Annotated in this window: 14 protein-coding genes; 1 reads left to right on the forward strand and 13 read right to left on the reverse strand. The window is 36.0% G+C overall.

The features are described 5' to 3' along the window. Window positions 1-345: 345 nt before the first annotated feature. The 12 genes from I586_RS10270 to I586_RS10325 all read right to left on the reverse strand — a co-directional run bounded on the left by I586_RS10270 (window position 346) and on the right by I586_RS10325 (window position 11499). Complete coding sequence (locus I586_RS10270) at window positions 346-1032, reverse strand: winged helix-turn-helix domain-containing protein (protein ID WP_010766084.1); 687 nt, start codon at window positions 1030-1032, stop codon at window positions 346-348. 45 nt (window positions 1033-1077) lie between these two features. Beyond that, the gene (lepB, locus tag I586_RS10275; RefSeq protein WP_010766085.1) at window positions 1078-1686 is read right to left on the reverse strand and encodes a signal peptidase I; all 609 of its coding nucleotides are present in this window, start codon (window positions 1684-1686) and stop codon (window positions 1078-1080) included. 28 nt (window positions 1687-1714) lie between these two features. Beyond that, window positions 1715-2380: a hypothetical protein gene (locus I586_RS10280; protein WP_010766086.1), complete on the reverse strand. Its 666-nt coding sequence runs from the start codon at window positions 2378-2380 to the stop codon at window positions 1715-1717. A gap of 104 nt (window positions 2381-2484) precedes the next feature. Continuing rightward, window positions 2485-3549: a WxLIP family cell surface protein gene (locus I586_RS10285; protein WP_010766087.1), complete on the reverse strand. Its 1065-nt coding sequence runs from the start codon at window positions 3547-3549 to the stop codon at window positions 2485-2487. Window positions 3550-3642: 93 nt separating this feature from the next. Further along, window positions 3643-4416, reverse strand: coding sequence for a WxL domain-containing protein (locus I586_RS10290; protein ID WP_010766088.1), 774 nt, complete (start codon window positions 4414-4416; stop codon window positions 3643-3645). Window positions 4417-4444: 28 nt separating this feature from the next. Continuing rightward, entirely contained in the window at window positions 4445-5233 is a 789-nt protein-coding gene (locus I586_RS10295) for a WxL domain-containing protein (RefSeq protein WP_010766089.1), read from the reverse strand. 1 nt (window position 5234) lies between these two features. Then, window positions 5235-5573, reverse strand: a complete 339-nt coding sequence (locus I586_RS10300) for an LPXTG cell wall anchor domain-containing protein (protein WP_010766090.1) — start codon at window positions 5571-5573, stop codon at window positions 5235-5237. A gap of 16 nt (window positions 5574-5589) precedes the next feature. Further along, on the reverse strand, window positions 5590-8037 hold the full coding sequence (locus I586_RS10305; RefSeq protein ID WP_010766091.1) for a lectin-like domain-containing protein: 2448 nt from the start codon (window positions 8035-8037) through the stop codon (window positions 5590-5592). A gap of 815 nt (window positions 8038-8852) precedes the next feature. Beyond that, the gene (locus I586_RS10310) at window positions 8853-9698 is read right to left on the reverse strand and encodes a VOC family protein (protein WP_010766092.1); all 846 of its coding nucleotides are present in this window, start codon (window positions 9696-9698) and stop codon (window positions 8853-8855) included. A 25-nt stretch (window positions 9699-9723) separates the two neighbouring features. Then, on the reverse strand, window positions 9724-10320 hold the full coding sequence (locus tag I586_RS10315; RefSeq protein WP_010766093.1) for a nitroreductase family protein: 597 nt from the start codon (window positions 10318-10320) through the stop codon (window positions 9724-9726). A 162-nt stretch (window positions 10321-10482) separates the two neighbouring features. Beyond that, window positions 10483-10848 (reverse strand): DUF1304 domain-containing protein, encoded by a 366-nt coding sequence (locus I586_RS10320; RefSeq protein ID WP_010766094.1) that lies wholly within the window; start codon window positions 10846-10848, stop codon window positions 10483-10485. A 12-nt stretch (window positions 10849-10860) separates the two neighbouring features. Further along, entirely contained in the window at window positions 10861-11499 is a 639-nt protein-coding gene (locus tag I586_RS10325; RefSeq protein ID WP_010766095.1) for a nitroreductase family protein, read from the reverse strand. Window positions 11500-11614: 115 nt separating this feature from the next. Here I586_RS10325 and I586_RS10330 point away from each other — a divergent pair, with 115 nt between their 5' ends. Further along, window positions 11615-11911 (forward strand): ArsR/SmtB family transcription factor, encoded by a 297-nt coding sequence (locus tag I586_RS10330; protein WP_244147884.1) that lies wholly within the window; start codon window positions 11615-11617, stop codon window positions 11909-11911. Between the two features lie 39 nt (window positions 11912-11950). Here I586_RS10330 and I586_RS10335 read toward each other — a convergent pair whose 3' ends face one another. After that, window positions 11951-12892 carry an NADP-dependent oxidoreductase gene (locus I586_RS10335; RefSeq protein WP_010766097.1) on the reverse strand — a complete coding sequence of 314 codons (942 nt, stop codon included), beginning with the start codon at window positions 12890-12892 and terminating at the stop codon, window positions 11951-11953. Window positions 12893-12906 lie beyond the last annotated feature (14 nt).

The raw sequence follows: 12906 nt of genomic DNA on the forward strand, positions 1-12906 counted from the left end.
CTCACCTTATTTATATCTAGTTATTTGTTAGACTGCTTTCGTTGCTTTTCAAAGAAATCCTACGTTATCTGCTTATTACCCATCGCAGAACATCCCATATTGATGTTGTTAATCTCAAATTGGTGAGTATCATTTTCGCAATTTGGGTAACAGATAAACTTTATGAAGTAAAATTATCTGCTAAAACTGGCGCCTAATTTTTTTCTATGCAGCTAGCTAGGCTTATTTGTGTTACTCTAAAATTGAAGAATAAATACCATTAGAAATAATCAACTATTCACTTTAGTTTTTTTATAGCGGACTATTTTCCAAAGAGTCAAGTAAGTATCTATGCTAGTTTTTTACTCAAACATTCAATATATACCCTTTTGACCGCACCGTACGAATTGTTTCTGCGGTACCGATCTCTTGTTCAAATTTTTGCCGGATATGAAAAATTAAATTGCTGATACGATAAAAATTTCGTTCTTTGTTCTCCTCTTCCCAAATTACTTTGTACATCTCTTCATAAGTAACGGTTTTACCAATATTTTTATACAGTAATTCCATGGCTTTGTACTCAAGATTAGTTAATTGAACCTCTTCATTCTCATTCATAATGACACTTCTATTTCTATGATTTAAAATAATTCCCTCACAACTATGTTCTTGTACTGTTCTTTCAGGCTCTAATTTTACCGTTACCCTTTTTCGTTTTAACGAATTAGAGACGATCAACTGCCATTCTTCTAGTTTCAAACTCTCTGTTTTTACACCATCTGCTCCTAGTTTCAAATACACTATTCGATTCATCTCATTTTGAAATGCAGACCACACCCAAATCAATGAATCTGCTTCGTTTTTTACTTGTATCAACTGTCCGCAAACTTCACCAACTTGTTCTAAGCTATTTTCTATTAAAATGATCAAATCACAAAAGGTCTTGTTATCATTATCAATCTGAATTAATTCCCATTCATTTGGTATGACCGCTTGTAACTGTTCCCATTCCGTTGTTGCTCCTTCAAAATTTACTACGCCAATACGATACATGTCTACCCCTCCAATAGAAATTTTTTCTTTTGATTTATCGCTACTTTAGTAAGCTCTAATCTGGTAAAATGGCCACCAGCGTAATTCCACAATCCCTATCACAGCTCGCTCATCAACCAAACCATAGTAACGACTATCAGTGGCATAATGACGATTGTCTCCAAGTACGAGATACTTCCCTTTCGGAATTATCCCATCTTTTGTTTCTAATATATCAGTTGAATCAAAATCCTCAGTAATTACTTCATCTTCTATTTTTGCTTGTGCCAACTTTCTCTGAAAAAAACGCTCTACAACCAACCGATCATCAATATAAAGTTCGTCATTACGGTAACTGACTTGTTCTTGCGGTAAGCCTATGACCCTACGAATTGAAGTCCCCTTTCCATTTGGCTGCTTAAAATAAATCAGCGAGAAACGCTTTGGCTTACCTAGGCGATCAACATAAACACGGTCTCCGTCATTGAGTGCTTCCCGCATGCCATAGCCTTCATTTTTAGGCAACACAAAGATCACTTTAGATAAAACGAATAATAACAACAACACAATCAACAATGTTATCCCAAGTTCTTTACTGATTTCTTGAAGAAAGTGTTTTTTCTTATTTTTCTTCCTACGTTTTCTCCTATTATTAGATATTTTTTTATTACTCATTTAGCCTCACAATCATTCCTTAAATCCTTTATTTCTTTTGTTTTAGTGCCGTTTCATTCACATTGAAATAGGTAAACACTTTTTTCTGGATTGTTTGAACTTTTTTGATATCTGCTAAGTAATTTTCATAGGTTGTTTTTTCTTGCAGGCTGTCGACTGATTGATTGTTCAGATTCAATCCCAGTTCCTTCATCTGCGAATAGTATCGGTTTAGTAGCTGTTGTCCTTCTACCGTTAATCTGGGGTCAGCGTAGCGAATGCCAAAACCTGATAGTTTAGCAGCTAGTTCCCGCATGTTTTTTCTCGTTTTCTCAACATTTTGTGTCCCTTCGATCGATTCTAATTGTTCGAATGTCTTATTTAATAAATAGTAACCTTCTACAATGCCATCTGAATCACGATCTCCTAAATTTGTTGCTTGGTGGTAGCGGGAAAAGGCAGCTCCACCTGCTAAGGCTATGCCTAAAAGTAAGAATGTTAGCCCTAATTGAATTTGTTTTTTACCTTTTTTCATTAACATATGCACTTTTTTTTTAAGAATTCTGCGCTTTTTCCTATTTTTCGGTCGACGTTGTTTTATCTTTAGCCGCTCTTTTTTTGTTAAAAAATAAGAAATCAAACAAACGATCGAGAAAATAATACAGAGGATAGCCGTTGAAAGTATCCCAATGAATAGCCAATCTAGTATCGACATTTTTCTATCCCCCAAAGATTGGCAGTTTTAGCAATTGCCTGCTTTTAAGCTGCCATTTTTTTAATCACTAAACAACGTTGTTCGTTTAACGTTATTTAATTACACTATCTTTTTTTACCTGATTTCTTTTTCTTCCTAGCTTTCTTCTTGTTCTTTTTTCTAAAGAAGCGAACTACAAAAAATAAGATCACAACGATACCTAAAACACCCAACACGATCAAAATGATCGTCATCCAATTCACTCGACTTTCTTGCAGTAAACTGACATCTTCTTGGTTAAATTTATCAGCTTCTTCATCCGTGATTTTAAATTCTTGCTCCCATTCCCACTTACCATTATTTTCCGCTGTAACTAAAATATGAGCGCGATAGTCCCCAGCTTGCATTTTCTCGCCATTCATCAACACAGGAAAATTAATTTGCGAGTTTGGTGCCATTCTCATTTTATTTTGCTTGGTATCATATAATACTTCATCCGACTCTTTTTTCATGACTTGAACATCTACAGTCATATCATCAAGGTAGACAGGTGTTACATTTGAATAATTGATAAATACTGCGTTACGGTAATTCTGCTGCTCTGCGAATACTGTATTAAGTTTTAACTCTGGCGTTATCACTGCGTTTGTTTCCGTTAAAATCATCCCAACTAAATAGCCGTATTCATTTTTGATCATCGCTTCTTGGCTTTCTGTTTGGCCTTTTTGGATCATGTAGATACCACCAGAAATCACTCCGTCGTATTGGGAATCCGGCATTTTTATATTTAATTTATAATCGATACTTTGGTTAGCTGGAATTTTAACCGTTTTTTCGCCTTTTACGAGATCTGCAAAATCATATTTTAGCGACTTATCTTTCTCTAGTTTTGAAGGGCCATATTCGATGACACCGTTTGTATTGGTTTTAGCACTATTCAATGCGACTTCTACGGTGATTTCTTCTGAGGAACTATTATTCATTTTGATTGTGACTGTTTGCTCTTGACCTGGTGTCATTTTTAGGTCGTAATAACCAACTTCCTTATTATGTTGATTTTCTGGCTGAATTACTTTATATGTGAAACCACTACCGTCATCTTCTTCTGCTAATCCCGTTGTGAATAAAAAAGTACTGTTCATCCCTATGTATAGAATAATTGCCAACCACGTTAAGATTCTTTTTTTCATGCCATACTGCCTTTCTTTTTATATTAAGAACAAGTACGCCACTAATGGCGGACTTGTTCTTACACTTCATTTTACTTTTACGTGTAACTTAGATTATCTTGCGTCAGCGATTGTCCATGTGATTGTTGAAGAATAGCCACTGCTTGTTGATAATTTATTGCCTGCTGAAGGAACCCATAATTTTACAGAATCTGCTTCAGTACTATCGGCCTTATCTCCAAATTGTAGGATAAATTGACCGAATCCTTTATCTGCTGCATCTTGTGTAACAAAGGTTGTTGGTGTTGTCCCATCGGTTTCAACAACTTGTGTTGCAGGAACTCCTGCAGCGTTCACTTGATTTTGATCTGCTGCATTGATTAGTTTCACATTACCAAATTTTAATTGAGCTGATTTTAATTCTTGTTTTTCTGTGTTTGTAAATTTTGTCGCTTTTGCTGTCACTGTGTGTTTATTGGGTTGGTTATCTGCACGCGTATCTTTAAATTGGACAAAGTTTGGACTTACTACTTTTGTTCCATTTTTGTATACAATTTCAGCTGCTTGGGCTGTATATTCCCATCCATTACCAGAAGCTGGCGCTACTTTATTATCACCAAAATTCAAATCAGTTACGGCAATCACTTTTAATGGCCCTTTAGCTGGGTTAACAGTTGGCTCTGTAATTGGATTTTCAGGATCGACCGGTTTTGTTGGGTCTGTTGGATCGATAGTGTTATCCCCACCGTCATCTTCAGTAAATTTAATTGTTCCTTTTCCGCTCCAGTTCAATGGATCCTCTGCCGCTTGAACAGCGTTTGGTAATGCTACCGCTGCTCCTAATACTGCTAATAGCGTAGCTGCGCATAATTTGTGTGTTAATTTCATGTGTGTTTCCTCCTAAAATTTGGTTTATTTATGGTAGCTCGGATAATATCCAAGTTAACACCGTTTGGTAGTTTCCTGGTTCTTTTGCTGCTTTACCAGGTACAAATAAAGAGATAGCTTGGTTCTCATAGATTGGCTGATTATTAAACCTTGGATCTACAATTGCATTGTTCTGTTCATCCAATTTTGGCTTTAGTGTATCTGGTCGTTTTTTATCATTGTTCACAGATGCACCGAAGATAATCGCCCAAGTTCCATCACCCATAGTTGGTTTTGCTTCAGCTAAGTTATAAACTTCACCGATATTCAACAACCGAATGACTTCTTTAGATACTGTAGGTGCCATTGCTGGATCATTTATTGAGTTCGCCCATGATTGGTCAAACGATAACACCGTACCCTTTAATTCTTTACCTTTTTCTATATTCTGAAATTGAGTCTCTTGTTTTAATTGTAATGTCCAACCAGGACTGTCGTTTCTAAAATCCGACACTTGAATAAAATTTCCTCGCGCGCCAGTATCATCCTTGAACAGTTGCGCATTTCCATAATATGTTTGATCTTGATTGGACATTTTTGCTTCCCCAAAATCGATTTGAGGAACAAAATCAAAACGCAATAGATTATTTGTCTTAGGGCTCTCCCCAGGATCAGCTGGTGTCCCTGGACGTTCTGGGTCCATCACTTGCACTGGATGTTTTCCATAAAATTCGATTGTCCCTTTATCAGAATAATTAGTAACATCTGCTTTCGCTATTAGTGGGCTTGTAAACACAGCTAACAACATTAGGTAACTGATGAGTGTTTTTCTTTTCATCTCAATCACGCTCTCCTTTCACAATGCTCCTCTTCCTAAGAAAGAAAAAAATTGCTGCAAGTATACTTAAAAAAATACCTGCGAAAAGAAAACTGATTGTTATTAAATCTCCTGTATTCGGCAACCGACCCACTGGCTTTTTCTCTCTAATTGAAGATTCATTTGTGGTTGATTCACTTGTCTGTTCTGTTTCAGTATTAGATTTTTTTAAAACGATCCCAGCGTTTGTCTGTACCTGTCCACCTTCCTCAGCTGCCCAGCCTCTATTATTCGTACCGAAAGACACGGCAAGAAAAATCAAAGGAATTAGAATAAAACGAATAATTCGATGCTTTTTCATAACAGTCTTCCCTCCATTAATAGGCTTCTTCTATTTGCCAAGTCAGTGTTGTTTCGTATTTTCCTACTTGTTTAACAGACCCGACTGGTACATTCAGACGTAACCCTTGTTTTTCAGGTCCCCACGTTTCTTCACTAATATCATATTTTCCAGAAGACTGGTGTTTTGAACGGAAGACTTCTTGGGCTTCTGTCGAAATTACTTTCTCTCCATTAGTTGTCTGGTAGCTTAGGGCGTTTGGTAGTCGGTTTGACGGATCCCCTGGAATACTAAAATCTTGTGATTGCTTTAACGTGATTTTCCACGTTCCTAATGATGAACGGTTGTCCCAAATAACTAAGTGTTGATCATAATTTGGATCGTCGAATTTTTTATTTCTACTACTTACTTTTTGATCCCCAAAATCAATTGCATTAGGGGCTGACTCAATAAACAAAGTTCCTCTAAAGGTATATTTCCTTGTGACTCCTTCTGGCACAACCAAGAGATCTTTTTCATCTAATGGCGGTGTGTTTAACATGTAATTCATCCCTTTGACTGCGCTAAGTTTTTCAAGGACTTGAGCATTTTGGCTTAAATCGATACGATCATTAATCGCTGCTTCAAAGGATAGATCATCAATGATTGGTTGATCTTTTTCATCGACAAAAGAAATTTTTACTGTTGCAAAACTTTGAGTGACAGTAACGTGAATTGTCTTGTCTACTTTTGCGCTGTCTGCGCCATAAGACACGATTGCTTCATAGATGCCTAAGCCCGCAAGTTCAGGTGGTTTCGGTAATGTCCCAATTGTTACATTCAACTTATTTTTGTCTAGTGAATTTGCAGATACTTCATTATAATCCCACAGTTGTAACTCGGCTTTCTCCTTAATCAGAGTCAACAGTGCTGCTTCTGTTTTAGGATAATCCTTTACCCCAACACTAAAGTCTTTTCCATAGATAATATATTGACTGCTTTTAACAACTTCCTGATTTTGAATAAAAATTGGAATCGTTACGTCACGTGCGTTTCCTTTTTCATCTGTAAGAGTAACTTGGAAACTACTTGAACCGACTGCTTTCACAATATTTGTTATATCTTGTCCCGTTGTTAAATCGATCTTTATCTTATCTTTTGGTGAAAAATCATCTTCATAGTTGGATAAAAAGATACTATAGTCGGCAACTTCCGTGATTGCTTTTGTGTCCCCGATATCAATAAACGTCAATTTACCCGTTCCAACTGGTGCAGTTTTATCATACGTGATATCGTAAGCAGCCTCTTTATCTGAGATAAAGTTTTCAGCAACTGCTTGTGCTGTCAGTGTTAACTTTTTATCACCCGTTACCTCGGTATCTTTTACTTTAAACTGAATATCAACAACGGGATCTCCAACTGTTAAATCTTTAGACAACGGAATAACTAACTCATTGTTACTATACGTTGGGGTTACAGAAATACCATTCAAAAGAAAGGTTCCTTGCTGGTATACTTGATTGGGTGACAAGGCAAACTTAAAGCTTGGTTGAATCATGTTTTGTTTACCACCTGTATATTTCCCAGAATAACGAACGGTCACCTCTGAATCTTGGGTAGTACTTTCGATTTTTTTCCCTTCAGTATTCATAAACTCAACATTCTCGGTGTAATTTACTAATCCTGGAACTGATTTAAACGCCACAATAGCTTTTTCAAATTCTTCACCCGTAGAACCTGTGAATCCCCAATACACACTATCAGTACCAAAAGTACTTTTAGAAATCTCTGCTGTTACAGGATCCAAGCCTTCAAGAGCGTAGGTCACATATCCTTTACCAGAAGAATCAAACGCTTTCCATTCCATACTAAACAATCGCCAACGAGCATCACCTAATTTAAATTTCGGATATTGCAATCCATAATGCTCAATAACTAAGCTATAGGCTGACTCAGTAATATATGAACTTCTTTGATCTGGAAAACTATATGCAACATGGCCATTTCCATCATTGATAAGAACATGCATGTCATTAGACCCCTTGTTATAGTAGCTATCAAACTCTATAGCAAAACTTTTCTTGAGTTGCTTTCCGTCCAGTCCAGAAGGGTTATTAATATAATATCTACCTGAATAGATTCCAAAATATTCACCTACCCGACCTGAGAAATTTGATATAGCATTTTTATCGTTATGCATGACAAAAGTCATACCATCCGCTGCACCGTCAATATACAAATACATCTCTGACTTAAAATCTTGTGTCAAATCCATTTTATTTAGCTCTGTAGAAAAAATACTACCTATTTGATTCGTTTTTTTGTCTGTAATCACAACATTATTTCCCTCAACATAACTATTAGCTCCTTTGGGAGTGACAAAAATCTGATCCAAAGGAATACTATGAGGTGGTTGAACATAGTCTGAAGCCTCTGCTATTAATGGAACACAGCTTATACCAACAACTAAAGTCGTAAAAATAAGTTTTTTTACTTTACCTAACATCTTTTATTTTCACCTCCTCATAAAATAAATTTAGGTTTTTCTTTCGGGATAACCTATAACCCAATAACCTCTAAGTGACACTCATTGTATTAATCGAAAATCACTAATCACCCCCTTATTTAAAATTCTTTTGAAAGAGTAGTTAGTCTGTCTAATAAGGAACTATTTAATTTGCCCGCTATTCAAATATGTTTTAATAACAACATAGCTGAGATAAAAAAACATTTCGCAATTATTTAACGAGATTACAACGATAAAAATGAGATGTTTTTGAAATCCACTTTTTTATTATACTTTTTTTTCAAGAAAAGTGATGATCAATCTGTGTAAAGAGTGGAAACATTTTTTGAAAAAAGCAGTATTCCCTGTTTAATTATGCTAGATTTCACTATTTTTTTTCTTTTTTATGGATTTTTTTGGTATAAAATCATATTAAAAAAAAGGGCATATATCCATAAAAAAAACATTTTTTACTTTTCTTATTTCTATCGTTTTTTCACTTTACTTGAGTTTTTTTCATATGCTCTTTTGTATAACAAAATATTTCTTTGAATTTAGACTTAAAAATAGTTCATGAGTACCAGCTTCAAAAAATAGGGGGAAAGTACTAGATAAATAAGAAATAGATAGATGTGTATAATGAATTTTTGCTGAAGAAAAGTTTCTCCATAGTCGAAAAAGCTAGGATTACTCTGTTCAATTTAAGTTAAAGGTGGTAGAGGGACATGTAACAACAGAATCATCCCATCGAGAAGTAACAAATTGTCACAAAATCAAAAAAAGCCAACCTCAATCAAGAAGTTGACCTTTATAATTTAATACCCAAATTTAATCTGCATTCCATTTGGATCTTTTATCATGATTTGCTCTTGTTCTTTCACGTATTCAACAGAGGCTTCATCAAGTTGCTTGTTCAAAAGCTCAAATGCATCTCTGGATGGTAACTGGAATGTATACCACGCCAAGCCTAACTGATTCTCACCAATTAAAGCCACATATTCGCCATTCCAAGTGTTCGTCCCTATATGATGATGATACTCGCCTGCTGCGAAGAATTTCGCACGGTTGCCGAAATTCGATTTCAAAGAAAAACCAAGTTTTTCATAAAACTTCTCAGTCTCCTCTAAATCTGCAACCTGTAGATGAACATGTCCGATTCTTGAGCCTGGCGCCATACCTAACCACTTGCCATCCGCTTCTGCGACAACCCCATCTCCATCCAACTCTTCCGTCACACCAATGATTTCTCCGTCTGCTCGAATATCCCAATCCGTCATCGGTTTATCCCGATAGATTTCGATCCCATTGTCTTCTGGATCCGTTAGATAGATGGCTTCGCTGTAGCCATGATCAGCGGCACCAACTTCAATCTTGTTTTGCAATAGCCACAATAACGTATTGCCTAAATCTTTACGAGTAGGTAAGAGAAAAGCCGTATGATACAATCCCGTCGTCTTATCTTTTACCACAGGATCAACAAGTTCTTCCAAAATAAGGATTGCTTCAGAAGACTGTTGTGCACCTAAGAAAGCTGTATTTTCTTCTTTTTTTAGTAAAACAAGTCCAATCATCTGCGTATAAAATTCTGTCATTACATCCAGATTCGCTACTTTTAATTTTACTAGTTTTACAATCGTTTCTTTAGGTAATGTGTACACCATACTTTTCTCCTCCACTTGCTCGTTATTAGTTAAATTCTAGGAAACGTGCGCTATCTTCCATGTATTCTTTTTCGCCAGCTTCGGCTTCGATTGAACCGAAAACAAGTTGTGCTCTTAATTTCCAGCTACTTGGAATAGACCATTCTTTCGCAACTGCTTCATCGATTACTGGGTTGTAATGTTGTAAGTTTGCACCAATGTTTTCTTGAGCCAAAGCAGTCCAAACGTTTGCTTGTGTTAAACCACTTGCTTGTTCTGACCAAACTGGGAAGTTATCTGCATATAAGGCAAATTGTTCTTGTAAGTTTTTAACAATATCCATATCTTCAAAGAATAACAATGTTCCTGTTCCAGCTGCAAAACTTTGTAGTTTAGCTTGTGTATTTGGAAAAGCTTCTGCAGGTGTTAAAGGTTTCAATGCTTCTTCTGTCATTGACCATAATTTTTTGTGTGCATCGCCGAATAAGAACACCACACGTTGTGTTTGTGAATTGAAAGATGTTGGGCTTTCTCTAACAACTTCCTTGACTAAGGCTTTGATTTCTTCTTGTGATTGTGGAAGATTATCTCCTAAAGAGTAGATTGAACGGCGTTTTTTTAAAGCTTGAATAAATTCTGTCATGTGTATTGCTCCTTTTCGATTCGAATTAGTTTTTAGATTACTTTCATAGTATATACTCTTACTAAAAGTAAGTAAAGAATTTTAGCTTACTTTTTATAAGTTTTTTTAAAATAAAAGAAAAAAGCCTAAAATATAGGCTTTTCAAATTCAAAACAATTATTATTATCTGAAAATCAATAGCGTAATTAATGTAATGATTGCTGGAACTCCTTGTTTCAATAGAATTGATTTTGATGATGTCAGTCCACCATAGACTGCAGCCACCACTATACATATAATGAAAAATGTCACAACACTCCAACTATTTACAGCAAAAAAAGCGCCCCATAAAATTCCTGTAGCTAAAAAGCCATTGTATAGTCCTTGATTCTTGAACAAAGTCTGTACTCTTGGATCATCCAAAAATTCTTTATCCAGTCCAAAGCTACGTTGCGCCGCCAGTGAAGTTGTTTGAAACATTTCTAAATATAAAATGTAATAATGTTCAACTGCAACGAGCACAGCTAAAACTAACGGAATAATATGCATTGATTTTCCCTCCTATTTCCACGTTGTAATATCAGTTGCCGGTAAGCGATAAGAAGGATAGCCTTCTTCATTGGCTTTCCCAATCGAAACGATCATAACTGGATAATAACGCTCTTTATCCATGTCTAAAGCCTCTGCTATTTTTTCACGTTCAAATCCGCCAATCGGATTCGTGTCATAGCCATAAGCACGAGCAACGAGCATTAAATTCATTCCAGCCAACGCACCGTCGATAATCGCCATTTCTTTTTTATCTTCTGTCGACATTTCCGCAAACAAAGGGCTTAGTGCTTCTAACTGACGTTCTTTGACTTCTTGTGGCATTAAGTTTTGTTCAACTGCTGTACCATAAATTTTTTCAGCATGTTCAAAACTGTTTAAATCACCAAAAATCACGATCATTGCAGCAGATGTTTCATTTTGTAATTTATTAAAACGAACCAACGGAGCTAATGCTTCTTTCCCTTTAGCGCTCTCTACTACGGCAAAACGCCATGGCTGCATATTGACAGAAGATGGTGCTTTCACCGTATCATTGATGATTTGTTCCATCTCTTCACGGCTGATTTTAACGGTTGTGTCATAATTACGAATCGATCGTCTACCTTTCATGATTGTTTCGAAATTATTTTCTTTATATGTGTTTTCCATAATATCCCTCATTTCTGTATTTCGTTCGATTTTTTTCGAACATTAAAAATATAGCACTCACTCTTCCATATGTAAAGAAGAATGTTTATGTTATAATCTGTTTATGAAAAATAAAATGACTGATAGCAACGATCCTGTTCTTCAAGCATTACAGGCAGTTAGTGATCCCATTCGCTTAAATATCGTTACGTGCTTATTGATCGATGGTGAAAAACGAATCACTTCTGAAAAATACAACATTGTAAAATCTACTCTATCTCATCATATAAAACTACTCAAGGATGCAAAATTAGTTCAAGAAATTAAAACGGGAACGACAAAAACCTATGTTTTAAATCAAGAGTACATCCAACGAGAATTGCCAGGATTGATAGAGCTGATTCGCTTTAGATCAGGGAAAACTAGCAAATAGACCATCATCAACAACTCCTGTTGACGATGGTCTATTTATTTAGTCGGCCATTTTAATGACGATTTTTCCAACTGCGTGGTGGGTTTCACTTAATGCGTGAGCATCATAAACGCCTTGTCTAGAAAAAGGAAAAACTTCTCCAACTACTGAAATCACTTTTCCAGAAGCCATTAAATCGGCAATTTCTTGTAATTGTTTGCCGTTTGTTTGAAGCCAGATGCTTTCTGCTTTAATATTTTTTTCTTTTGCTAACTCTTCATCTGCAATGCCAACGATTGAAATCAAACGTCCTGTATTTGGTTTTAGAACAGAAAAACTTGATTTTTGGATGTCTCCACCCATTGTATCGAAAACTACGTCGATATCTGTTAATACTTCCGCAAAGTTCGTCGTATGATAATCGATTACTTCATCTGCACCTAATTTTTTGAGCAATTCATGATTTTTTTCGCTAGCAGTTGTTATGACATAAGCCCCTGCTTGTTTTGCTAATTGGATTGCATACGTTCCTACACCACCAGCTCCAGCATGAATCAATACTTTTTCGCCTTTTTGAAGTTTTCCATGATCAAATAGTGCTTGTAATGCCGTTAACCCAGCTAAGGGAACTGCTGCTGCTTCTTCAAAAGAAACATTTTCTGGAATTTTTGCTAATAGAGTATCATCAACGATCGTTTCTTCAGCATACGTACCAAAACGCGTTGTTTCTGGACGAGCGAACACTTTATCGCCGACTTTCCAATCCGTCACGCCACTACCAACCTCAGTGATGACCCCAGCAACGTCCCAGCCTAAAATGATTGGAAATGGCCAGTCAAACATTTGTTTTAAATACCCTTCTCTTAATTTCCAGTCGATTGGATTGACAGATGTAGCATGCTCTTTAACAAGTACTTGGTTTTCTTTTAATTCAGGTAAGGTTATGTCTTGTTCAATTAATTCATCTTTACTGCCATATTGATTGATTACTACTGCTTTCATATTTATAAATCCTC

Source organism: Enterococcus moraviensis ATCC BAA-383 (assembly GCF_000407445.1).
Classification (GTDB): domain Bacteria; phylum Bacillota; class Bacilli; order Lactobacillales; family Enterococcaceae; genus Enterococcus_L; species Enterococcus_L moraviensis.